General features: G+C 32.9%; 21 protein-coding genes. 8 read left to right on the plus strand and 13 right to left on the minus strand.

Annotation, left to right across the window (positions count from 1 at the left end):
- Positions 1–2: 2 nt before the first annotated feature.
- Entirely contained in the window at positions 3–452 is a 450-nt protein-coding gene (locus GBH57_RS08260) for a KTSC domain-containing protein (protein ID WP_151673942.1), read from the minus strand.
- Between the two features lie 203 nt (positions 453–655).
- Here GBH57_RS08260 and GBH57_RS16225 point away from each other — a divergent pair, with 203 nt between their 5' ends.
- Entirely contained in the window at positions 656–799 is a 144-nt protein-coding gene (locus GBH57_RS16225) for a hypothetical protein (RefSeq protein ID WP_235904670.1), read from the plus strand.
- A gap of 283 nt (positions 800–1082) precedes the next feature.
- On the opposite strand, the gene GBH57_RS08270 is transcribed toward GBH57_RS16225, so the two are convergent.
- Positions 1083–1274: a cold-shock protein gene (locus tag GBH57_RS08270; protein WP_151673944.1), complete on the minus strand. Its 192-nt coding sequence runs from the start codon at positions 1272–1274 to the stop codon at positions 1083–1085.
- Positions 1275–1407: 133 nt separating this feature from the next.
- A complete protein-coding gene (locus GBH57_RS08275; RefSeq protein ID WP_161596079.1) occupies positions 1408–2274 on the minus strand; it encodes a winged helix-turn-helix domain-containing protein in 867 nt (288 codons plus the stop codon).
- 114 nt (positions 2275–2388) lie between these two features.
- Between GBH57_RS08275 and GBH57_RS08280 the strand changes: the two genes are divergently transcribed.
- Complete coding sequence (locus tag GBH57_RS08280; RefSeq protein WP_151673948.1) at positions 2389–2976, plus strand: YceI family protein; 588 nt, start codon at positions 2389–2391, stop codon at positions 2974–2976.
- A gap of 10 nt (positions 2977–2986) precedes the next feature.
- A complete protein-coding gene (locus GBH57_RS08285; protein ID WP_151673950.1) occupies positions 2987–3577 on the plus strand; it encodes a hypothetical protein in 591 nt (196 codons plus the stop codon).
- 8 nt (positions 3578–3585) lie between these two features.
- Here GBH57_RS08285 and GBH57_RS08290 read toward each other — a convergent pair whose 3' ends face one another.
- Positions 3586–6651 (minus strand): WD40/YVTN/BNR-like repeat-containing protein, encoded by a 3066-nt coding sequence (locus tag GBH57_RS08290; protein ID WP_151673952.1) that lies wholly within the window; start codon positions 6649–6651, stop codon positions 3586–3588.
- 231 nt (positions 6652–6882) lie between these two features.
- Here GBH57_RS08290 and GBH57_RS08295 point away from each other — a divergent pair, with 231 nt between their 5' ends.
- Positions 6883–7419: a hypothetical protein gene (locus GBH57_RS08295; RefSeq protein WP_151673954.1), complete on the plus strand. Its 537-nt coding sequence runs from the start codon at positions 6883–6885 to the stop codon at positions 7417–7419.
- 74 nt (positions 7420–7493) lie between these two features.
- On the opposite strand, the gene GBH57_RS08300 is transcribed toward GBH57_RS08295, so the two are convergent.
- From GBH57_RS08300 to GBH57_RS16000, 5 genes are all read right to left on the minus strand, one after another.
- Positions 7494–7955: a cold-shock protein gene (locus GBH57_RS08300; protein ID WP_151673956.1), complete on the minus strand. Its 462-nt coding sequence runs from the start codon at positions 7953–7955 to the stop codon at positions 7494–7496.
- 247 nt (positions 7956–8202) lie between these two features.
- Entirely contained in the window at positions 8203–9537 is a 1335-nt protein-coding gene (locus GBH57_RS08305) for a hypothetical protein (RefSeq protein ID WP_151673958.1), read from the minus strand.
- 55 nt (positions 9538–9592) lie between these two features.
- On the minus strand, positions 9593–10303 hold the full coding sequence (locus GBH57_RS08310; RefSeq protein WP_151673960.1) for a response regulator transcription factor: 711 nt from the start codon (positions 10301–10303) through the stop codon (positions 9593–9595).
- Complete coding sequence (locus GBH57_RS08315) at positions 10303–11697, minus strand: sensor histidine kinase (protein WP_151673962.1); 1395 nt, start codon at positions 11695–11697, stop codon at positions 10303–10305. Before GBH57_RS08315 ends, GBH57_RS08310 begins: the two co-directional genes overlap by 1 nt.
- 180 nt (positions 11698–11877) lie before the next feature.
- On the minus strand, positions 11878–12015 hold the full coding sequence (locus tag GBH57_RS16000; protein WP_161596080.1) for a hypothetical protein: 138 nt from the start codon (positions 12013–12015) through the stop codon (positions 11878–11880).
- A 449-nt stretch (positions 12016–12464) separates the two neighbouring features.
- Between GBH57_RS16000 and GBH57_RS08320 the strand changes: the two genes are divergently transcribed.
- Positions 12465–14888 (plus strand): DUF5916 domain-containing protein, encoded by a 2424-nt coding sequence (locus GBH57_RS08320; protein WP_151673964.1) that lies wholly within the window; start codon positions 12465–12467, stop codon positions 14886–14888.
- Positions 14889–14897: 9 nt separating this feature from the next.
- Here the strand turns inward: GBH57_RS08320 and GBH57_RS08325 are convergent, their stop codons facing one another.
- Genes GBH57_RS08325 through GBH57_RS08340 form a run of 4 tightly spaced genes read right to left on the minus strand, consistent with a single transcriptional unit; the run spans position 14898 to position 20234 of the window.
- Positions 14898–17177: a M14 family metallopeptidase gene (locus GBH57_RS08325; protein ID WP_151673966.1), complete on the minus strand. Its 2280-nt coding sequence runs from the start codon at positions 17175–17177 to the stop codon at positions 14898–14900.
- Complete coding sequence (locus GBH57_RS08330; RefSeq protein ID WP_151673968.1) at positions 17174–17347, minus strand: adenylosuccinate synthetase; 174 nt, start codon at positions 17345–17347, stop codon at positions 17174–17176. Before GBH57_RS08330 ends, GBH57_RS08325 begins: the two co-directional genes overlap by 4 nt.
- Positions 17348–17407: 60 nt before the next feature.
- The gene (locus GBH57_RS08335) at positions 17408–19081 is read right to left on the minus strand and encodes a patatin-like phospholipase family protein (protein WP_151673970.1); all 1674 of its coding nucleotides are present in this window, start codon (positions 19079–19081) and stop codon (positions 17408–17410) included.
- A gap of 52 nt (positions 19082–19133) precedes the next feature.
- A complete protein-coding gene (locus tag GBH57_RS08340) occupies positions 19134–20234 on the minus strand; it encodes a YHYH protein (RefSeq protein ID WP_151673972.1) in 1101 nt (366 codons plus the stop codon).
- A gap of 182 nt (positions 20235–20416) precedes the next feature.
- Between GBH57_RS08340 and GBH57_RS08345 the strand changes: the two genes are divergently transcribed.
- The 3 genes from GBH57_RS08345 to GBH57_RS08355 all read left to right on the plus strand — a co-directional run bounded on the left by GBH57_RS08345 (position 20417) and on the right by GBH57_RS08355 (position 25637).
- Complete coding sequence (locus GBH57_RS08345) at positions 20417–23677, plus strand: WD40/YVTN/BNR-like repeat-containing protein (RefSeq protein WP_151673974.1); 3261 nt, start codon at positions 20417–20419, stop codon at positions 23675–23677.
- A gap of 142 nt (positions 23678–23819) precedes the next feature.
- Positions 23820–25289: a S41 family peptidase gene (locus tag GBH57_RS08350; protein ID WP_151673976.1), complete on the plus strand. Its 1470-nt coding sequence runs from the start codon at positions 23820–23822 to the stop codon at positions 25287–25289.
- A 105-nt stretch (positions 25290–25394) separates the two neighbouring features.
- Positions 25395–25637, plus strand: a complete 243-nt coding sequence (locus tag GBH57_RS08355) for a YtxH domain-containing protein (protein WP_151673978.1) — start codon at positions 25395–25397, stop codon at positions 25635–25637.
- The last annotated feature ends 56 nt before the right edge of the window (positions 25638–25693 follow it).

Genomic DNA, 25693 nt, shown 5'->3' on the forward strand with positions numbered 1-25693 from the left:
GATTATGCTTCTTGAAGGATTCTTTTAGACTTACGGTATGTGTATTTAGGATAAATACTACGTTTAGCAAATCTGTTAAGGTTTCCTGCATTTACCATTTTAAGGTAAACTGGTTTAGTAACACCAAAATATTCGTATGTAGTACCATCTGTAAATGTGATCTCCATCAATAAACCTTTGTGGTGGTAATCTGCAATAGCTGAGTTGGTAATAGTTTCAGTATATTCAGGAAGGTTTTTTTCCTTAGTTTCTGGAGCCATACTTACTAAAAAATGATATCCATCAATAATTCTTCTACTTTGGATTTCAGCTTCTTCTTGCTTTGCATCACCATCTTGAAATTTATCTGGATGCCATTCTTTAACTAGATTTCTATAACTTTTTTTAAGAGCTTTTAAATCGATTTCTTTTTCAACTCCAAATAATTTCTTGTATTCTGTTATTCGCTTCATTGTCAATGCTTTTATAAGGGCGCGAAATTACTTCTTTTTAATGGATAATAATTTAATGATGCTAAATAATATACACGATTATAATAATTACTTCTTTTTTTAAGTTGGAAAGGTATAAAACGGTGTTAATCTTATGTTTAGGTGCTGTTAATTAGCATCTAAAAAAAGCCTTGTAATGGTATATTTATGTAAAACCACTTATTATGAAAAAAGATAATTTAAAATCTGACGAAAAACTAAAGTACAATCCAGAAATTACAGAGCGTGATATGGACATCTTAAAGCAAGACAATATTCATGGCGATGGAGGTCGTGACCAACTATTAAAAATAGAAAAGCAAAAGTAGATTTTGCTGGAAAAGATTTAGATATCCCAGGTAGAACACAAGCTAAAAAAGGCAATGGACCATTAGGACTTAATGATGAAGAAAACAAACTAGACTCACACAGTAAAAACAGATAAGTCAATAACCTCAATGAATTCCTATAGACAGAACACCCTTTCGTCATGAAAGGGTGTTTTATTATTGCTTTATTGAGTTATTGAATTTTTCTATCTAACAACTCAATTTTGCGCACAAAAAAAGCCCATCACAAATGATGGGCTTTTCCTTGAAAATATATGGATAACTATAGTACTCTTACGTTAACCGCGTTTAATCCTTTGTTTCCTTCTTTTAGTTCGAACTCAACTTCGTCACCTTCTCTAATCTCGTCGATTAATCCTGAGATGTGTACGAAATGATCTTTCTCAACTCCTTCTTCTGTGATAAATCCAAAACCTTTAGTGTCGTTGAAAAATTTTACTGTTCCTTTATTCATTGTATTATAATTTAATTTATTAATAATCAGTTGTATCCAAAGATAATGCCATAATTTGAATGTTGCTAATATTTTTTTATCAATTATAGTTAAATATTTTTTTACTGAAACTTTAATACAAAAAACACTTACACTACTTATCAAGTTCAAGCTTATAGCCTACTCCGTGAACATTTACAATTTTAATAGTATTATCATCTTGAAGCTTTTTTCGTAATTTAGAAATATACGTATCTAAACTTCTTCCTACTATCACGCCATTATCCTCCCAAACCTTTTTAGAAAGCTCTTCTCTTTTCACAATTTGATTAGGTCTCGATATTAATATAGCTAACAATTCACATTCTTTATTTGATAATGGGATATCCTGCGCCTCTTTTACTAATTTGTTTTCTTCAGGATAAAATTTAAAACTTCCTAACCTCAATGTATTTTCTGAAATAGTTTCTCTTTTAAAGCTATGGTACTTACTATAAAAAACAAAAAATAAGAATGCTAAAACCAAAAATACAAGCGTGTAAAACCAAAATGGACTTGTATTAGTGGCTTTCACTTCAGTAAATGTAAGTTCAATAGTATAACAACGTTCGGGCACAATTCGCCCGCCGCAAGGAACTATATTATTCTCAACAGCTCTAAACATTTCATAACTATACGCTACTTCATTATCGCCACATTGCACTACTTCAACTAAATAATTCTCCGGTAGATTCGCTTTTTTAAAAATTTCATCAACTAACCTATTGAGAATACTTGGATCAAAAGCAATTGGATTTTCAAAAGACAACTCATACGTATTATTTGATAATGCAACTACAGGCAGTACTAACGAAGTACTATCTTTTTTAGACAGTAATAACTGATTTCCTACAGATCGCAATGCTACTTTTACGCGTTCGGATGGGTAAACTGTTTCTTCTTTAGTTGAACAAGAATTTAATGCTAATAACAATAATGTCACTAGAATTGTAAATTTTGATAAATCTTTAATTTCTTTCATTAATACAAATAACCGCCTATTTACTGACTTTTTACAACTGTTGACACTTCTTTTACATTCTTTTGACATTTTTGAAAAGTCATCCGCATAGTTTTACTTCAAAAATATAACATTATGCAAAAAACAATTAGTACCCTCATCATTACTTTAAGTTTATCTTTATTGGTCAACGCGCAAAACAATACTAAAGATGATACAAAAGTAATCCACTCCTTAGTCACAAATCAAAGTATCATCAACTGGACAGGTTCTTACTTATTCAAATATTATGAACATAAAGGAACGGTAGATTTCAAAAAAGGAAATCTTATCACTAAAAACGGAAATATTATTGGTGGAAGCTTTGTAATTGATATGACCACTATTTCAAACGAAGAATACCGCTTAGACAATGGAAATGGACCTATAGGTCATTTGAAAAATAGTGATTTCTTCGATGTAGCAATATATCCAGAAGCTAAATTAGAACTCACAAAGGTTACCTATTATAGCAATACAAACGAACATAGACTTGAAGGAAATCTAATAATTAAAGAAATATCAAAACCTATTATGATTAAAGCCATGGTTGATGATGTCGCCAAAACTATTAAAACTAAATTCAAAATTGACCGAAGAGATTGGGGTATAAATTATGAAAGCAAATTTAAAGACAGTGCAATTTCTGACGCGATAGCATTTGACATATTATTACAATTTTAAAATTTAAACTATGTATAAAATAATTATTACAATCTCATTAACAATTGTTTCTATAGTTGTTAATGCACAAGAAAAAACACATCCTAAATTATTAACCAATGATGCTCAATGGGGAGTTGAAACGTTTAATCTACCCACAGGGTTTGCACAAGAAATGACCCTCAAAGGTTTTGAAGAAGCTATATTTCATCCAGATTGGTCTAATATTGAAAAACCTGGGTTTTGGTCTTACGTCTTTACGTGGTCTGTAGTATCTGATAGCTTAATAAACGAAAAAGATATTGAACAAAATCTAATTCTATACTTCGATGGTTTAGTTGACATCCCAAAGGATACAGTTATAGCTCCTAAACGACCATCTTCTGCTTTAATAATTCAAACAACTAAAAACAACAACAATTCTAAATATATAGGTAAAGTACGATTGTATGATCGCTTTAAAACCAAACAAATGCTCCGTCTAAATTTAACAGTCGAACAGAAATTATGTCCTCAACAAAAGAAATCAATTCTAATATTTAGATTCTCACCTAAAAGTTTAGAACATGATATATGGAAACAACTCAATACGTTAATCTTAAGAGATACTATTTGTAATTAAAATAAGTTCTAAAATTGTTCTTTTAGCTTTTTAAACTCAGATACTAGTTGTGCATATCTAGCTTCAGCATCAGCTCCTGGAGCTTGGTCTGCACCACTGACCATACTCAATAAATATGAAATTTGTGAAATTAACATTTGCCTTGGATAAGCTCCTTCAGCATTTTTCAATTCATTTAAAATAGTTCTAATTTTATCTAATCTAATTGCATCGTTTTTTGAATTCGTTTCATTTAACAGTATTATTTCATTTTCCAAATCAGATTGAAATTTTCTAGCTTCAGAAAGTAAATTAATTGCTTTATTCTGAAATGCTATTTGACTTTCAATGACTTCTTGATTAACACCTTGTGCCTCAATTCTAGGATCTGCTGTAATAAAAAATGGCTGCTCGTAGGTCTTCCCTCCAGCTGTCAATTTAACAATGTAATTTCCCGGAGCTACCATAGGACCATACTTAAACCTTCGGTTTTCATTTTTAGACCACGCCCCTTTTTGTTTTAAATTCCACCCAAAACGATGCATTCCAGCTTCAGATTTTAATTTTTTATCTGAGTATCTAAATGTCTGACTCAAATTCATATCCTCCACTTCTTCAAAACCTGGAGTTTCATCTGAAGCGTTTTCTACCATAACTTCAGTATTAGGTATTGCAACAAAACTACTATCACTTGTAATTGTTACTAACGATTGACGTTGTTCATTTAATATTTCAAGAGCAACTGCTCCTTTTATATTTTCAGGTAAATAATAGTCAATATACACTTGTGTTTGAGGGTATTTATTTCCAGCGATGCCACGAACATTTGGATAACGATATCTTACCGTAGTATCTGGTTTAAATAAAACAGGACTAGCTTTCATCTTTAATATTTCGGCTTGCTGCAAAGATGTATAGTTATCTAAAATCCAAAAACCACGACCCATTGTACTTACAACAATATCGCCTCTAAAAAGTTTTAAATCTGTAATGGGAGTTACAGGTAGGTTTTGCTGAAATGCGCTCCACGTATTCCCATCGTTAAATGAAATAAAAATACCATACTCAGTACCAGCGAAAAGAAGTCCTTCTTTTACAGGATCTTCCCTTAAAACACGCGTTACAAAATCGTTAGGTATTCCACTTGTTTCTGTACTTATTAATTCCCAGCTTTCACCATAATTACTTGTTTTGAATAGATATGGTTTTGTGTCGCCTAATAAATGCCTATCGACAGCGATATATGCTTTTGCTGGGTCAAACTGCGATGGTTCAATTGATTCAACACGTCCACCCTTTGGAAGATTTTTTGGTGTTACATTATTCCAAGTAGTACCTCCATTTCTTGTTACAGAAATAACTCCATCATTAGATCCAGTCCAGATTAAACCTTCTACTAGTTTAGACTCCCTAATTGAATAAAGTGTACTGTAATACTCTTCACCAGTAATATCGCGAGTAATAGGACTTCCAGAAATAACTTGTTTATCTGCTTCAAAAGCTGTTAAATCTGGCGAGATAGTCATCCATACTTGTCCATCATTAATCGTTTTATGTAAATATTGAGAACCGTGATAAACTACATCAGGATTATGTGGTGATACGTGAATAGGTGCTACACGTTGAAAACGATATTGCAAATCTTTTGGGTTATGCCCATAAATATTTGATGCACCAACATAGTAACTTTTTTCAGTACCTGTTCGTTTGTCAAAAACTCCAAAACGACCTTTACAGTTAGCATATACAATGTTATGGTTTCCAGGTTTAGGTATTGCCGGACCAGTTTCACAACCACCTGTGTTAATTAACCAACCTGCATTTGTATCCTGTACTCCGCTTGGCGGAAAACTAGGAACAGCGATTGTTGTAGAATTATCTTGTTGCCCTGCGTATAACCAATATGGATATTGATCATCAACTTCAACTTGATATAACTCTGCGGTAGGTTGATTAAATTGTGTAGACCACGTTTTACCTCCATTTTGAGAAACATTTGCGCCACCATCATTAGCCTGTATTAATACTTCTGGATTGTTAGGATTTATCCATATATCGTGATTATCTCCGTGAGGGACACTCATTCGTTTCCAATTTTTACCACCATCAATAGATTTTAAAAGCGGATTAGAATTTGAATAAACAATGTTTTCATTAGTAGGATCTAATTCTAAGTTAGTATAGTAGAAGGGTCTATTAACAAGGCCTATTTCATCTGAAACTTGAATAAATGATTTCCCTTCATCTTCAGATTTGTATAAACCTCCTTCTTTTCCAGGCGCTTCAATGACCGCATATAATACTTTTGGGTTTGCTGGAGATACAGCTAAATCAATTTTACCAATTAAACCTTGAGGTAATCCATTTGAAAGTTTTTCCCAATCTTTACCTCCATTTTTTGATTTATAAATTCCTCCCTCACTTGATGTTCCTCCGGAAATAATAGTCCAAGGTCTACGTTGTCCTTTCCAAGCTGCTGCGTAAACAATTTTAGATTTTTTAGGATGTAATTCAAGGTCTGAAAAACCTGTCTTATCTGAAACATATAAAACTTTTTCCCAAGTTTCTCCTCCATTTGTAGACTTAAAAATCCCTCTATCTTCATTGTTCTTGAAAGCATCACCAATTGCTGCAACCCAAACTGTTTTTGAATCTTTAGGATCAATTTCCACAGCTCCTATTTGCCCTACATTTCTTAAGCCTACATGTTCCCAACTTTCACCAGCATTTGTAGATTTATACACACCTCTACCTCCTATAACATTACTTCGTAAACCATCACTACCAGTACCTACATAAATTAAATTTGGGTTTTCTACATCAACCTGAATTGCGCCTATTGATGGCGTTTCAAAATATCCGTCTGAAATGTTATTCCAAGAAATACCGTAATCTTCCGTTTTCCACACACCACCACCCGTGGCTCCTAAATAAAAAGTTCCAGGTAAAGATGGAGTTCCCATAACTGAAGTAACACGGCCTCCACGTTCTGGCCCTACATTTCTATATGTCAACGACGAAAAGTCTTGTGCTATTGAAATACTTGTTATTAATAATGAGAGAACACTTAGTGATAAAGAAAAAGAATATTTCATATGAAAAAATGAGATTTTTAATAAACCTCTAAAATAATTAAAATGCCACGTTTGTAAAAGCCAAATTATTACGCCGTAGGACTTTTAAACAATAAACTAATTTGTGTATGTATTACCTGAAACGCATTTTTATCAATTTAAAAGTAAAGATTGACACTTTTTTTACATTGTTTTGACACATTATTAGACTGAACTACTTAGTTTTACGCTATCAATTAAAAATTAAAAATTATGAATTCATTTATTATTTATTTGCTCACGATACTATCAAGTTCAATTACTTTAACAAACTTCGATAGCATTACTGTTGATAACAATACAAGAGTAACAAGTGCTATTGAAACTAATGTTGTTTCATATTCAATTCAAAAGTTAGATAATGAGTCTTTTAATATGATGATTGTACTACACGTAAGTTCAGAAATGAAAATTGATCTTTATACAGAGACTGAATATTTTGAAAATTTATTAAAAATTTCATTTAAAGAGAATCATTTAATTAAAATGGACAAACCCATTGTTGAAGCTTTTAGAGGTTGTAAAGGAGCTGACACTACTGAAATACAGCCTATTACCACACTAAGAGTAAATGCAATACTCCATTTAACCGAAATAGCAAAAGCTGAGAAAAACTTTGAAATAAATGGTAATGCTCTTTGTACAATGGATGAGTTCTGCACCGCAGATGATTCTAGCTTTAAGCTCATCTACGAAAAAGACGAAATGACTATTACAGCACCTTACAGAACGTTAATTTACAGCAACTAAACTTAATTAGTTAGTATAAAAAAAGCGAGCCGATATAATTATCGGCTCGCTTTTTTTATAATACTTTAATAACTTTATTTAACTAAAGTAACTTTTACAGCATTCATACCTCGTTGTCCTTTTTCAAGTTCGAATGAAACCAAGTTTCCTTCTACTATTTCATCTTTAAGACCACTTACATGGCAGAAATACTTTTCTTTGTTTTCGTTGTCAATAATGAAACCAAATCCTTTAGAAGTGTCAAAAAACGAAACCGTTCCTTGTCTTACTGGATTAAAAGCTTCTCTATCTTCATCTGTCTTTTTAGGAATTCCTAATATAATATCTTCGATATCAACTTCTTCTTTAAGAGAAGGATCTGGAGGAGTACTTGTTAGGTTACCATTAAAATCTACGTAGACAAACTCATCATGTGCTGTTCCGTTTGCTTCTTTGTCAGCCTTACGAGCTTCCATTTTCTTACGTTTGTCTTCACGTTTTTTTAAACGTTTCTTTTCTTTTTCACTCTTGTTAAATGTTTGCTGTGATTTAGCCATTCTTTTTTATTACAGTGTATTTGTGGTATTGAAAATACCGGATTATTCTAATTTCGGCTAAAGTACGGATTTAAAGGCACTTTTTCAGTTATTTAGCTATTTCATTAGAATATTTATTGAGAATTTAACAAAATTTGATTGAAGATATTTGAAAATTCTACAAGAAGGAAGGAGTTTTTTTAATAATTAAGAAATGTTACATCATTAAAATTTTGGCGAAAGCCTACTAAAACATTACTAAACTTATTTAATCATTTGCTATCCAAGTTCCTAAATGAACTTTATCTGCCGTATAGCCTAAGGTATAATTTCCTACTCCTGAAATTTTAATTGTTTTACCTGGTGAAGGAATTATATTACGCTTTCTTAATAATACATTAATTTCAGAAACTTGATTATTAGATAATTGTTTCCCATTAATAACTGCTGTTGCTCCGTTTATTTCAATTTCTGCTTTTTCATTCAAATTAGTTATAAAACCTTGTTCTTGCAAATCGTTTAAAACTGGCTCAATACGTGCCATATTATCTACAATTACAATATGATTTCCTTTTTTGTAAAAGGTAAAATCACAAGCTATAGGAATTCCTGTATTTAGTAAGATACGATCGTAATTTGAATAGTTTGATTTATCCATTTTTATCCCATTTACAAAGATACCTTGGCGATCTCTAGAAAAAACCACCTCAGAATCTGAGGTGATTGTTTTATTAACTAACAATGCTTGTATAAGTGTGTTTTGAGCGTTTGGCCAAGTCCATTTGTTTACATTTTCAAATGGTATGCTCATTTTAGTACTTGATAGTTGCAACATATCTTCCACTACGTCGCTTACACCACCATTATCTGCAGCATTCCTATTTAGACGGCTAGCTTGTTCTGCAATGCGCATTCCTTCTTCTGCAAGTTTTAATGCATCACGCTCATATCTTTCAGCATCTACATTAACTTGTTCTTGTAATTGAGTTTGATCTCTTTTTAGACGGTCTGCTTCTCGTTGCATACGTTCACTTTCTCTGCGCATACGGTCAGCATCACGTTGTAATCTATCTGCTTCGCGTTGTAAATGCTGAGCTTGTCGTTGAGTATCAACATCTCTACCTGAAATTGCATTACGAATCAGTTTCCCCATATTGCTAAACTTTTTTGTCAAATCGTTACCTGCAATATCTTTATCAAGGTCAATTGAAAGTCGGTTACCACGTAGGTCCACTTCGTAAACCTCGTTATCACCTTTATTCAATATCCATTGGTATCTTTCTTTGTTTTTAACACGCTCGCCTTCCCCTAATTCCTTACGAATTACGTCATGCACTGCAGAAATTCTAGAATCTGGATACTTTGCACTCATTGAATAAGAACGGTCCGTATCACTAATTGATATGGAGATATTACCTCCTCTATTACTATCATCATCAGATGTTGTAGTTACGCTATAACTAGATGATGTTGAACTAGAAGTTGCATCACTATGACTAGAAACAACTGGTGGTTGTGGCGGTTGCGGTGGGTTTGTTTGCCCTTTAACTATCACTGTACATAGTACAGCGCAAGTTGTTGCAAATGTGATTATTGCTTTCATAAATTGTGTTGTTTTTTGTTGAAAAATTTTTTAATTAGCACTTCTAAAAAGTATACTATGGAGTTATAAATGTTAACCCTACTCCTCTTGTGCTTTCAATTGAAATTTGCGGATCTTCTTTAAAGTATTTGCGCAATCGACTTATAAAAACATCCATACTTCGGCCTGAGAAAAAATCGTCACTTCCCCACACACCGTTCAACAAGTCATCGCGGTTGACTAGTTGGTTTTTATGCTCAAAGAAATAACTAATAAGCTGCGCCTCTTTATCAGTTAATTTTTGAACAGTATCATTAATTCGTAATTGATGATTTTGCGGGTAGAAAGTATACTTCCCAATAGCATAATTATCAATAGTATTTCTAATTATTGCACTCCCTCGCTGGGAACGCTTTAATATATTTTGTAATCGTAGCACTAGAATATCAGCTTCAAAAGGTTTCACGATATAATCATCTGCTCCAAGTTTTAAACCTTTAATTCGGTCATCTTTCATTTTCTTAGCAGTTAAGAATATAAAAGGCAATTCTGGGCTCTTGCTTACTATCGCTTCAGCTAATGCGAAACCATCCATTTTAGGCATCATTACATCAAATACACAAATATCAAATGGCCTTTCAGCTAACGTTTCGGCATTAAAAAGTGTTAAGGCTTCTTTTCCATCTTGTGCCCAGCTAACATCAAAATTGTGTATCTCTAAATATTGCTTTAGAATACTCCCAAAATCAAAATCGTCTTCTGCTAATAAAACGCGTTGCTTTTCCATTACTTTACTGGTATTTTAATAATAAAGGTAGTTCCTTTATTAAGTTCACTTTCAATTTTAATGCTTCCATTATGCGCTTTGATAATTTGATATGTATAATACAACCCAAGACCTAAGCCTTTAACATCGTGCACATTGCCCTCACTTACTCTATAGAATTTTTCGAAGATAAGTTTTTGATTTCTTTCTGAAATACCCACTCCATTATCACGTATTTCAATTAAATACTCTCCATTTACTATGGAACTTGAAACTGTTATCACAGTTTTTTCAACACCATATTTTACGGCATTTTCTAAGATATTTGTAATTGCGGTTGTAAATTGGAACTTATCTATGCGTAATAATACTTCAGGTTCATAGATATTATTAATCACCTTTAAGTCGCCGTGTTGTGTGGAAAGTTTAAAATCTTCCAAAACATTAATAAAATAGGTATTATCAATTACTTGCTCTCTGTTTAATAGTATTTCTTCATTGCTTAAACTGTTGTTCATTACCTGATCAATCAATTTTTGTAAACGTTCATTTTGACGGTTAACAATGTTTAATGTGTTATTAAAAGCTGATTCGTTGTTTTTGATAACATCACTCCTTAATGATTTTGTAGCAATACTAAGGGTTGCTAGAGGGGTTTTAAGTTCGTGAGTGATATTGTTGATGAAATCTGTTTTAATTTCTGCAATTCTTTTTTGTGTTACTAAATTTTTAATGGAGTAATACAGTAATCCTATTACAAAGAGAAATAGTAAAACTGAGCCTAAAAGCAACAAAGTCATCTGCCCATAAACAATTCTTTTCCAATCTTTTATAAGTAACAATTCAACCGAATAAATTTCTAAATCAAATGAAAGTGTTACAATTTCTCCCTCTTCTTGCGAAAAAAATTCGTTTTTAGTAAAAGTGCGTTGCGTGTTTATTATTGTGGCTTCTTCTTCGTTAAAATCTTCACCAAAGAGCATCATTCGTTTTCTATCTTTCAAAGGAAAAATAGAATCCCTAACCTCATCCTGAGTAATCACTAAAAAGGCTAAATTCTTTTTGAACTGTACATCATATCCTATGTCTAACTTCTTTAATTCAGTTTGAAAAATTGTATCGTATTGCTTATTTAAAGTTTCAGCATTGTCCTTCATTCTACCAATCAAATCACTTTCGGTGATTCTTTTGTTCTTAAAATCTGAAATATGATCTTTCAATTGATCGCTCCACACATCGTAAATAGAGTCTAATCGCTCGTCACTACTAATCTTAGAAACTAAGTCATCCGTTTCTTGTATAAATGCTTTCTTTTTTAACTCGTATGTGTTTTGTATAAGATATGCCTGAATAGAAGACAGTGCAATTAACACGATAACTGAAAGGATAATTAATATGGTAATTTTGTTTTTCATGAAACAATAATTGCAATCGGTTTTGGGTTGATTTTTCTTGGTACTCTTTTCAATAGTGTAAATCTACTACAACTTAAGTGTTTAAAATTACTATTAACCATCGTTAACCTAGCGTTAACTCAACTAACAAAACACTAAACAACCTCATTTACAAATATTTGATAGAAAAAAAGTATTCAATTAGCGGATATTTTCTAAGTAATTTATTTTAATAATTTTAGGAACAAAAGTGCTAAGTTCATCAAGTCCTTGTGTTGAAAAACTATTAATTACATCTACTGTGCTTAACGAATTGAACTGTTTATTATAATTTCTCATAATTTAAAACTTTAAAATTAAAGACTAAAGCACCTATTAAAGGCTAATCCAAATAACTAAAGCGCTTTAGTCCATTTTCCTCTTGTTATCTAAATCTTCTTTTAGAATTCCATACAAACTTATTAGTGTTTGGATTCGCTTGTGTCAACAATGTGTTTTTACGTGTTCTCATAATTATATAATTTAAAATGTGATTCTTTTTAAAGGCTTTAGAATACTGCCGCTCAGGCAAAGATATGGTAGCATAAAACTTTAAAACACACATGTACAGCTGCTTAACCTGTCGTTAACGTTAATCACTTTGGCAAGTATTGATTTTAGTGATATTCCACATACATGTTAATCGAATTATTGAACAGTCAATAACCGTTAACCTAGCCGTTAACCCTCATTTAACAAGGATATCCTGCAAACGCTAGCATCTTTGAATCACAATCAAAACCAACAACATGAAACTTACATACATTAAAGCCAGCATAATTATATTGTTTAGTATTTTCTTCGGAAATATGACAACGCTACACGCACAGAAATCCATTAAAATTAATCGCACTACCGAATCTATTAAAATAGACGGTGAACCATCTGAAGCTATCTGGCAAAAACATCTTGAAACTAGAGAATTTACGCAACGATCACCAGATAATGGGAAACCTTCAAAACGTACATCACAAATTGGATTATTATATGACGATAGCTACTTATATGTTTTAGGAATTTTCTCAGTTGAAAACAGTACGGAAATTAATAACCAACTTACGGAAAGAGACGATCCAGGAAACTCTGATTACTTTGGTATACAAATGGATCCTTTTGGTGAAGCCCGTGAAGGATATGATTTTACTGTTACCGCCGCTAATGTACAATTAGACTCTAAATTAACAAATACAGGTAACTATGATAATTTTAATGTAGTTTGGGACTCTGAAGTAACACTACACGACAATTATTGGGTTGTTGAAGTAAGAATACCATTTAATAGTATTCGGTTTCCAAAAGATGCTTTAGATAATTTTAAAATCAACTTTCAACGTTTCTCTTCAAAACTAAATGAAGATTCGTTTTGGAGTCCTATTGACCCTAATCAGAATGGATATATGAATCAGTTTGGTACCGTTACAAATTTTAAATCTATCAACCCACCGCTTAATTTATCATTACTTCCATTTGTATCTGTAGTGCACGAAAAATCAGTAGATGGTGAAACAAAGACCACTTTAAATGGAGGTATGGATTTAAAATACGTCTATGATAATGCATATACTTTAGATGTATCTTTAATTCCAGATTTTAGCCAAGCGCAGTCTGATAATCAAATATTAAACCTCAGCCCATTTGAAGTTCAGTTTAATGAAAATAGACAATTTTTCGTAGAAGGAACGGAGCTATTTGACAAAGGAGGTTACTTATATACCAGAAGAATTGGCGGTAGACCTATCAATAGTGATAATATTCAAATTTCAGAAGAAGAGGAGATTATTGAAAATCCAGTCTCAACTAATATTTTAAATTTAATTAAGTTTTCCGGTAAATCGAAAAGTGGTTTGTCCATTGGAGTGCTTAACGGAATTACCGCTAAAAGTGAAGCTACTGTTAGAAATACTGAAACCAATGAGCAACGATCTGTTATTACAAATCCAATTACAAACTACAACTCATTAGTACTTGATCAAGCATTAAAAAATAATGGCTCGTTAACGCTCATTAACAATTCGGTGTTACGAAATGGTTCAGATTACGATGCTAACTTAACCGCACTACTCTATCGATATTACAGTAAAAATAGAACCTACAGTGCATATTTTAAAAAAGGAATTTCACAACAATATTTTGAAAATGATAGAAATGAAATTGGCCACGAATACTATGCATACGCAGGAAAAGTTAGCGGAAAGTGGACTGGCGGATTCTCATATTATTTAATAGATGACAAATGGGATATTAATGACTTTGGTTTTAATGCTCGTAATAATCAATCGAGATGGCGTGGAGACGTTTCATATGCTGAAAATAAACCAAATAATACCTTCTCAAATTATCAACTATTTGTTTTAGGAGAGCACTATTATTACCACTCATTGCAACAAAAAGAAAACGCAAACTATATATTAGGGTTTAATGGTACTTTGAAAAAAAGTCAAGCAACCATTTTTGCAGATGTCACATATTCTGAAAAAGGTAAAAACTTTTATGAAGCACGAATTAAGGATAGACACTTTAATAAACCTGCAAAATTTCAAAGTTTTCTAGAATATCAAACCAATGCCAATAAAAATCTTTCCTTTTCTGGCTACGCTATTTTTGTAAATCACTTTAATTCTGAAATCTATAAAGATGATTTTATAGCCGGTTACGGAATTAGAGCTCGTGCAGGACAGCACCTGTATGCTTATTTCAGCCAAGGGTTTGAAAACCTAACTAAAAGTGCAGGATTTATTGCAATGGAAAATGATGCCATTGTTTTTGGTCAACGAGCTATTAATGTATTGTCTAATGTTTTTACGCTTAATTACGCTGTAAACTCTAAACTAAACTTTAATTTAAGGGCTCGTCACTATTGGATTCAAGTAGCTTATTCTAAACAATTCCAACTTCAAGAAAACGGTGTGCTAACTGAAAGTAATTACGATTTAAACGTCGACGATTTTGATGATAATTTCAACCAATTTAATATCGATGTTTTAGGAACATGGCAATTTGCACCTGCGAGTGAGTTGAGTTTATCGTACAAGTTAGGTGCAAATTATTTTAATGATGATATTCGTTCATCATATTTAGATAATCTTGAAAAGACGCTAGGAGAAAATACAAGCAGTACCATTTCATTAAAAATGACCTACTTTTTAGATGCAAATATTCTTCGGAAACGTTAATGCTTCAAATTACTTAATCACTTTAAAAGTTAGTGATTGACCACTTTCGGTTTCTACCTTCAGAAAATATATTCCTTTAGATAACGAATCAAGATTTTCAATTACTAAAGTTTTATTTGAAGTCTTAGTAGTTTCTTTAAGCACATTTCCGAGGATATCATACAATGTTAAGCTAAGTTGTTGGCTATTTGTATTAAACAGCTCTAATTGTGTTGTAAACGGATTAGGTGACACTACAATCTTATTTAAAGTCTCTAGTGTATCGTTTGAAAGTATTTCCTCATCATAATCTACAATACTGAAATCATCAAAGTAGAAACCATCGCCAGGTCTAAAATCATCATTTAGTGTATGAAATCTAAGTCTCACTTGCTCAAAGCCATTATAAGCTGCTAAGTTGTAACTTTTCATATTCCAAGATTTATTTAAATTATAAATTCCAAGAACATCCCAGTTTTCACCATCATCAACAGATATTTCTAAGGTAGTAATATCTCCTAACGCTATTGAATACTTTGTCATAAATGTTAAAACAGGACCAGTTGTGTTTGTAAAATTCAACGGTGTATTAAGTTCGAAATATGAATCTGTATCATTTAAACCATTTCCTCCCACAGAATCTGAATAACATCCATCACCACTATATGAATCATCTATTGAAAAATTCCATATTGACCCAGTTCCATAAGATGTAAAGGTATTGGTATCTGAATGTGCAGCATCAACAAGTATTGTCGTTCCACTACCTACAAATACTGTTATTGTAGCTGTTTCATTTAAAGCACCTCCTTGAAATGTTTGAATTTCAAGATCAAAATACTGTTCGTTAAAACTTGGATCTATTTCAATTTGGAATGGTGTCGCAAGATTATTTTGTTTTGTTCTTGCCGGAACTTGACTGTATGACATTTCAGAAGGAACCGTAATTAGTGGATTGTTTGAAACTACTGCTACGGTAACATCATCTGTTGTATCTTCAAGACCAACATTCTTAATTTCGACAGCAATTTCAAAAGTTTGACCAGGAATAGCAGGTACTAATTCTGTATGACTTTGTACATCAATGTATGAACCTGAAATCCAAGACTGGTATAACATGGGACGTATATTTTCGGCAACCAAGTCTAAAATAGTACTAGGTAAAGGCCAAAAACCACTTCCTCCTATTTCTGGAGTCCAACCATAAATACCTTCACTATGCATATAGTCGCGTGTAGTACCACACGAAGTGTATCCTAAAATCTGGAAAGTTGTTCCATACGTATAATCATTTTCATCTAGAAATGCAGAAGCCCATTCTGAATATATAGGATATTCTGGAGGAGATGTATTATAACCGTAAGGCATTAAATAAGTACCAGCCGTTGAATGTATGGAATATGCCGTTTTAGGGTTTATTGTACTTAACAAATTAGAAACAGCTGTAGTTTCAGGTTCAGAAAAAGCTTCGGTTCCTCTATATATTCCTGAACAAGGATTAGTACTAGAGCAGCTTTCATTATCACCGTAAGCAAAACTGTAATTTCTGTTTAAATCAACTCCTACACATGCTGGCGATGTTTCAAATCTGTTTTTTCTCCATAGTCCTCCACCCTCAGGATTTGTAGTTTCATTATAAACATATCCATCTGGATTTACCACAGGCACAAAGTATAACGCTCTATTGTTTACTAGATACTGAACTGCTGTATTAGTTGCATAGTTTTCTAAAAGGTAAAACATATAGTTAATAGTCACTGCCATTGATAATGGTTCTCGAGCGTGATGTAATGCATCAAAGTATGCTACAGGTTCATCTTCATCAATATCTGGATTGTCACTTATTTTAACCATCCAAATGGTTCTTCCTTCTGCAGTTGTGCCAATTGATTGTTTAGCCGTAATCAAGTTTGGGAAATCTGTTTTCATTTCATCAAGTTTTGCAACAACTTGATCAAACGTATAAAATCCACCCATAGTTCCTAAGTCAAAGCCATCTGTGCTAAGTGCAGATTTCTCACCCGTTTCAATTACATCAGCTAAAAGCTCATTTCTATAATTTTCAGCATAATTAGCAATGGTAGTTTCATATTGAATTCCTAAAACATCCAGTTGTAAAACCTCTCTTTCTGAAACAATAAGGATTGGTAACCCTTCCTCATCAAATTGAATATGGTCTACACCAAACCCTTCCGAATTTAATAATTCTAGCTGGGTTGTATTATTTAGGCGTATTTCAGAATAGATTTCCTGAGCAATACTATTTGTACATGTTACGAAAATTAATAGTAAAAAAAGGAAGTTTCTCATTCTTGGTCTTTTGCACGTTGTTTACGATATAAAATATAGAGAATTACAATAACTATAGGCAATACGATATACACTATAACATCGAAAGGTGAAGAAAAATCGAACTGACTACCATCTCTAGGATTGGGTGTTCCGGTTGGTATTTGTAATAAAGAATTAAATAGTTTCATAATATATAGTTGAGTCGTAAAGGTCGTAACTTTATTACGTAAAAGCTAAGGTTAATGAATTTACACAAGCCAATAAGGGTTTTCTGTAAAGGTTTTCCAATCTGAACGTAATTGTTTTTCTAAAGCTTCAATCGCTGGCGAAGTGATCCCTACTTTTTTTAAATCGATAATATATGTCAATAAATTATAGCACGTTGTAAATTGCCCACAAGCTATAAGCGAATCCATTCGCTTTAACTTTACATCCGTTTCATCCCACCATAAAGTTGTAGGAGTTTCGGCTGCAATTTTTGCTACATTTTTAAGCGATTTACTTAGTGGTGTTTTAACTTCTGGCGAAATAACAAACTTTTTATAAATAGTATTTTTACCATCAAGTTCATCTACACGAGAGGTTATACGTTTATTTTCTAAATTAGGGTTTTTATAAAAATCGCCGTAATTTAATCTTCTAATCTGATTCAAAAAAACACTCTGCACCATCGTAGCAGCTGAACTTGCACGATCTGTGAGCAAACGTTTAACAACATCAATTCCTAAATGTTTAAAACTACTAACCTCCTCTAGCAATGCTTCCGGAACTGCTTTATTAAATGTTGTGTTAAACCAACTTACCAATCGCTTTTTAAATGAATGAGCTAATAAACCTGCGGTAATTAATAAAGCTCCTATTCCTGATATAAAAGCACCAATAACAAATGGCCAGATGATAGTTAAAGCAGCCGCATTTTCATAATATCCAAAAACTAAAAATCCAACTCCTACTAACAATATTATGGGATACAGCCATTTAAAATCTAACCATTTAAAAAGTTTGGTAGCAATATCGTTAATTGAAGTTTCATTTTCAATTTCGAAAGTACTCGGTTTCCAAGGCTTCATTTGAAAGCTAGAAACATCGTTAACTATTATTAAATCTAATTTCGAAGACTTTCGGCTATTAATGTTAAGCATACTATCAAGACCTTGATTGTCTGTAATGCCACCATCCATAATACCCACACCCTTTTTAAATTTTTCTTGATTTTTAAGAGCTATATATTCTTCGGAAATTTGATTACTATAAAAATCGTCCGGATAAACCAATGGCTCAAAGCCTAAAGGAAAACAAGATGAAGAAGCTACAATGTCTCCTAAAACAGTTTCATTTTTTAGCGCATTAACATATGTACCTTTGAGTGCTTTGTTACCAAATATTCCAGAGTTTTGAAACCGAAATGGCAACCCGAATGAAAAATCGGTTGCATTAAAACAAACGTGTGCTAAGTTATATGGTTTCTCCTTATCATTTAGTGATGTATAAAGGCTCTTTTTTACTAAGTTAAAATCACCAAATTTACCAGAAAATAAGGGCATTTCGGCATATTTTAAAGCGAAAGCGTTTATTAGCGATTGCCTTTTGTGTGAAGAAGTTTCCCAAACATCTTTATTAGATATTTTAGCTACAGCATCATTAAGTAATGTATCATTAGCTGGGTTAAATGTTGAGTACATTTCAGCATAAAAATCCTTAAATTGAAATCCTGAAGTTGTAACTGCTTTAGTAAATGCTACGCCAAATAGTGTTCCGCCACTTACTGTACTTAGTGCTGTAACATTTTTTAATAAAGGTTCCCCTTCATAGTTAACATGCTCTAAATAAGCTGCTGTACCTAGTGAGAAAAAAGTGGCACGATAACCTCCACCACTAAAGCAAAGGCCTATTCTCTTAAAAGGTAAAAAATCGTCTGGCATAAAAAGGCGTTTTAAAACCCTATAAAACTACACAATTTATGCCTATAACGATTTAGTTTCTTGAAGGTCTATTTCCACCCATTCCTTTTGATCCAGATCTAATTTCTTTTTCTGAAAGAAAACCATCACTATTAGAATCTAAATTAGTGAAATCACTTTTCAAAGGTCCTTTTACTTCATTTATTGATAGTTTACCATCTTTATTAGCATCAAAATCTTTAATCAATTCTTTAGCACTTTTACGTCTTCCACCTGGGCCACCTTGTTGAGTACTAACTTCTCCCATTAAACAACGACTTACATAAGGAAATTCCTGAGTCACCAAATACATATATTGTCCATCAATTGTGATACCATTACACTCATCTAAATCACCTGAACCATCAATAAACTCAAAGTCAGATCCATAAGCTCCATCGTGGTTTGACCCTTTAATCGCAATATTCATAGTATTCATAGGGTTAGAATAAGTACAATCTTCCCCTTCTCTAGTTCCATCAACTAAACTATAACTTGGTTGATACGCATGACTTTTAGAGTAGTACATTGGAAAACCGTCGTGGGCAAATCCTACGTGTATTAAATCTACTCCAGTATCATTAGATTTAATTATTGATGTAGGCGTACCGTGATAGTGGTATTCACCAGTAGGTTGAACGTGGGCATTATTAAAATCTAACCCTAAATCTATAATATTTTGAAAAGCTTCTACTCGATAGTTTTCTCCAGTATCGCATACCACAACCTCTGCTGTTCCAGGTTCAAATTTCACTCCATTTAAAGCAACTCCTGGTTCTCTTACCCAAGATGGATTTCCTGTATTAACTGGATTTAAAGGAAATTCATAAGTCTTATTTTGAGCGGTAATTGTATTAGGATTACCTTGGTTAGGAAATGTACCTGTTTCATGATTTGGCAACGCATTTGTAACCATTTTACGAGAGGTTTCATTTAGAATCATTTTAGTTTCAGTACCGTGATCATTATCCACTAAACTATATGTACCAAAATAATCTGAAACAGTTTTAGCTGTATCGTGTGAATGAGATCCATCTGTGTGTACATGACTATTCGATTTTTTATTGCTTGTGCATCCTAAGATACTTAAAAGTATAAAAGCGGCTAATGCGATTGATAGGTTTATATATTTCATAAGTATAAATATTTATTGATAGTATTTTGACGACGAGTACTAGATATCCCTTCGAAAATTCTACTAATAGTTATTTTCAAAAATGTTATAAAAACGTTAAAGCATACGTTAATTAACTTATAGTACGGTGCGGAATTTTTCATTTTAAATAACTTTAAGCACAACCAATTAAATATCTCATAATGAAAAAACACTTACCACTCATCGCATTACTAATCGCTTTCCTGCTTTTGGGCTTTAATAGCCAAGCTCAAAATGATACTAATTCAAAGGAAAAAAAATCTATTTACGACGGATTAAAACTCCGAAACATTGGCCCAGCTTTTATGAGCGGTCGTATTGCAGCAGTTGCCATACATCCCGTTAATGAGAGTATTTGGTATGTAGGGGTAGCATCTGGAGGAGTTTGGAAAACTGTTAACTCCGGTACAACTTGGACACCAGTTTTTGATGATCAAGCAACCTTTGCAATAGGTGCTGTAACCATCGACCCAATTAACCCTAATACCATTTGGGTAGGTACCGGAGAAGATGTAGGTGGTAGACATATTGCCTATGGTGATGGTGTTTATAAATCAACTGACGGCGGACTCACTTGGCAAAATATGGGATTGAAAGATTCACAACATATTTCAAAAATTATTGTTCACCCTTATGATAGTAACACTGTTTGGGTAGCTGCTCAAGGACCATTATGGAATAAAGGTGGTGACCGTGGTTTATATAAAACCATTGATGGTGGTAAAACTTGGAAAAAAACACTAGGAAATGATGAATGGACAGGAGTTACTGAAATTGTTTTAAACACTGACAATCCAGATATGCTAGTTGCTGCTACATGGGATCGCCATAGAACAGTCGCTGCCTATATGGGAGGAGGTCCAGGTTCTGGGCTACATAAAAGTATGGATGGAGGAGAAACATGGACAAAACTTAGTACAGGTTTACCAACTGAGCAAATGGGAAAAATAGGTCTTGCAATGTCCTATTTTGATTCAAATGTTTTATACGCAGCAATTGAATTACCTAGAAGAAAAGGTGGGTTTTATAAAAGTGTAGATGGTGGAAGTTCTTGGACGAAGGAATCTAATACTGTAACTGGTGGTACTGGACCACATTACTATCAAGAGCTGTATACATCTCCTCATCATCAAGGACGTTTGTATTTAATGGATAATAATTTACAGATTTCAGAAGATGGTGGAAAAACGTTTTATAGAATGAATGAAAAAAATAAGCACGGAGATAATCACGCCCTTGCTTTTAGAAAGGATGACCCTAATTATTTATTAGTAGGATCTGATGGTGGATTATATGAAAGTTTCGACTTAACAAAAACATGGAAATACATTGAGAATTTACCTATCACACAATTCTATAAACTCGCCGTAGATGATGCTGAGCCTTTTTACAATGTATACGGAGGCACACAAGATAATAGTACTGAAGGTGGTCCATCTAGAACTGATAACATTCACGGTATTCAAAACAGCGACTGGAAAGTAATCCTAAACTGGGATGGACATCAAACTGCTACTGAACCTGGAAACCCAAACATTATGTATGCTGAAAGACAAGAGGGCACATTATCTAGAATAGACATTTCTACAGGTGAAGTAATTGATATTCAGCCACAAGCTGGTGCAAATGAACCGCACGAAAGATACAATTGGGATGCTCCTATTTTAGTAAGTCCGCACGACCCTGCAACTATTTATTTTGCTTCTTACCGTGTTTGGAAAAGTACAAATCGTGGTGATAATTGGACAGCAATTTCTGGTGATTTAACTAAGAATCAAAATAGAATTGAAATGCCAATTCTAGGCAAAAAACAATCTTGGGATGCTGCTTGGGATGTTTATGCCATGTCTAATTACAACACTATTACCTCATTAGCCGAGTCTCCAAAGCAAAAAGGGCTACTATATGCAGGAACAGATGACGGTTATATTCAAGTTTCAGAAAATGATGGTACTTCTTGGAGTAAAATTGAAGTAGAGAGTTTACCAGGAGTTCCTAAAACTGCATTCGTTAATGATATTCGTGCAGATTTGTTTGATGCTAATACCGTTTACATTGCTTTAGACAATCACAAATATGGAGACTTCAAACCTTACCTATTAAAAAGTTCAAATAAAGGAAAGACCTGGAAATCTATAAGTAGTACTATTCCTGACGGAACTATGGTATGGCGAACTGTGCAAGATCATATAGCTCCTAATTTAATGTTTGCTGCAACTGAGTTTGGAATTTATGTTACTACTAACGGTGGTTCTTCATGGGAAATGCTAAAGGGTGGCGTACCTACAATTTCATTTAGAGATATAACTATTCAACGTCGCGAGAATGATTTGGTTGGTGCTTCGTTTGGAAGAGGTTTCTTTATTTTAGATGACATTTCGGCATTGCGTGAAATTTCAGCAAATACACTACTACAGGAAGCTACTTTATTCCCTGTTCGTGATGCTTGGTGGTATGTAGAACGCCCTCATTTAAGTTTTGAAAAAGGAAAAGGAAGTCAAGGAGATTCACACTTTGTGGCTCCTAATCCAGATTTTGGGGCAATGTTTACTTATTATTTAAAAGACGCTCCTAAAACTAGCTCAGAACTTAGAAAGGAAAGAGAAAAAAATTACAATAATTCTGATGTCCCTTTTACAGGCTACAAGGCTCTTGAAGCCGAAAGTCAAGAGAAAGAAGCTAAACTGATATTTGTAATTTCTGATGATAACGGTACTGTGGTGCGTCGAGTAACTTCAAAACCAAAAAAGGGAATCAATCGTGTAACTTGGGATTTAAAATACCCTGCTCCACAAATGATTCTTTTAAATGGTAATATGAATGAAGGTGACGAGATTCCATCAGGTTTTCTTGCTGCTCCAGGAAAATACAGTGTTAAAATGTATCTTGAAGAAAATGGTAAAGTGAAACCGCTAAGTGAATCTGTTAGCTTTAACGTTAAACCTTTACACAAAGGTGCTCTACCTGGAAAAAGTCCACAGGAATTATCGACTTTTATGCGCGATTATGAAACATTAGCTAGAAATACTTCTCAATTTACGTACACCTTAAAAAAATCTACTAAAATGGTACAAGCGATGTCACGAGCTTTAGAACAAACTAATATCGCACCAGGAACTATTGAAAATGATTTAGCTGAAATTACTAAACAATTACAACAGCTAAACTCACAAGTATATGGTAATGCCGCTAAAAATGAAATTGGTGAGAAAAATAGTCCAATTATTGAAGAGCGAATGTTCTCAATTTATAGAGGATTAGAAAAGTCCACATACGGCCCAACTAATTCTCACAAACAATTAATGCAAATTGTAGAAACTGAATTAAAACAGTATCAATTAAAGCTAAACACTATTCAAAATTCTATTGCTAAAACCAAAGATAAAATGAACGCCGCTGGCGCTCCGTTTATTGAAAATTAAAAGATTGCCCTTTATCTAAAACCTTAGTTTTATTGCTATTAGTTGGTTGTAATTAATATATTACAACCAACTTTTTTTATGAACAGGCAACGTTATAGTCTTTTTTTACGTCTATATTAAAAAACCATATAAATAACCACCAATGAAACTATCCTATCTAATTACTTCAACACTTCTAATTGCTTTTTTGTTCTTATCCTGTAACGAAACTAAAAACGACAATCAAGAAACAGATATCGATGGCGTTTACCAATCTGTTGGTTATGGACGTATTTTAAAAATTATTGATGGTGAATTTTTATTGGCAGATGTAACTTCACTTTCTTGTATGCCATTAATGGATGGCAAAATATCAGATTTCAATGAAAATATAAGTTACGCTAACGACACAATCACTTTAAAAGATGGTATTAACATATACTTATTTTCGCGAACAATCGATGCGCCACAAGTTTGTAAAAAAGGGACACCTGCGTATATCGAAGCTCAAAATAATATTAATAATCCAGAGCGAAATTTTGAGATTCTTTGGGAAAATTTCAAAGATCATTATGCATATTTTGAACTCCGTAATGTCAATCCAGACACAATGTATGCAACCTATCGCCCAAAAGTTACTGCCGAAACTACAGATGCAGAGCTCTTTTTTATTTTAACTGAAATGCTCGATTCATTTGACGATGGTCACATAAGCATAAGCGCTCCAGACGAAATTGAAGAAGCCGCAGAAAAATTAGTAGAACTTAATGTTGTTGACAGTACAATTTCAAAAGAAACTAATGATACACAAAATGTTGAAAAACTAAATAATTTTAAAGTAGCCGAAATGGTCGCTAATAAATATATTCCCGACGGAATTACAAAAAACGCAGGTATTTTAAGATATGGAACATTAAAAGAAAATATAGGTTATTTACAAATAAATTTAATGATGGGGCTTGCTGATTATGGTATAAGTGACACATTAAGCTTAAGAGACTATTTTGATCATTATTTTGAATTTGTTGAAGAAAGTGATAATGATACTAAAGATGAGTTAATTGGTCTTAATAAAACATTAGATGCTGTAATGGGAAGTTTTGCAACTACTGAAGCTCTAATTATTGATGTTCGGTTTAACGGTGGTGGAAAAGATGAAGTAGGAATGGATGTATTAAAACGATTAAATTCCGAAGAAAAAATTGTCTTCACTAAAAAAGGAAAATTTGGAAACGGATTCACTCCCATAAACACAGTTACACAACCAGCAAGTAATAACGCATATAGCAAACCAGTTTATCTATTAATCTCGACTGAATCTGCAAGTGCAACAGAAATTATGACTTTAAGCTCTTTGTCAATGCCTAATATTACAAGAATAGGTTCAACAACTGAAGGCGTTTTTTCTGATGTATTAGATAAAGAACTACCAAACGGATGGGATTTTGGACTTTCAAGCGAAGTGTATTTAGATATGAATGGGGTTAATTATGAAAGCAAAGGAATTCCAGCAGATATTAAAATTACTTATTCAAGTGACAAACAGGAATTTCTAAAAAAAGTGATTTCAGATTTAGACGCCAACAAAGATGCTAGCATTGAAACAGCAATTTCAATGGTAATCAATAAATAGCTACTAAAGATTATAAAGTTTTCTTAATTAAAGATGACAGTTTGTAACATGGTACGCAAATTGCTTACATATAGTTAATTAAAATATTAATCTTAAAACAAACATATGGCAACTAGAAATAATAACGGAAAAGGAATTTTAGCACTTTTAGGAATTGGAGCAGGTGTATTCGCTTGGTGGAAATACAAAAATTTATCACCAGAAGAGAAAGCTAGACTCAAAGGAAAGATTGATGAAACTGGATCAAAAATAAAAGATACATACGCCGAGGTTGAAGACACAATTTCTGAAAAGTATGAACAAGTGAAAAACACTATTAAGAAAGAAATAAACGAGGCTCAAAGCTAATATATCATTAAGCATATAGTAATCCCCACAATCTAATTGTGGGGATTTTTGTTTTC

It is taken from the genome of Patiriisocius marinus, from assembly GCF_008974325.1.
GTDB lineage: Bacteria > Bacteroidota > Bacteroidia > Flavobacteriales > Flavobacteriaceae > Patiriisocius > Patiriisocius marinus.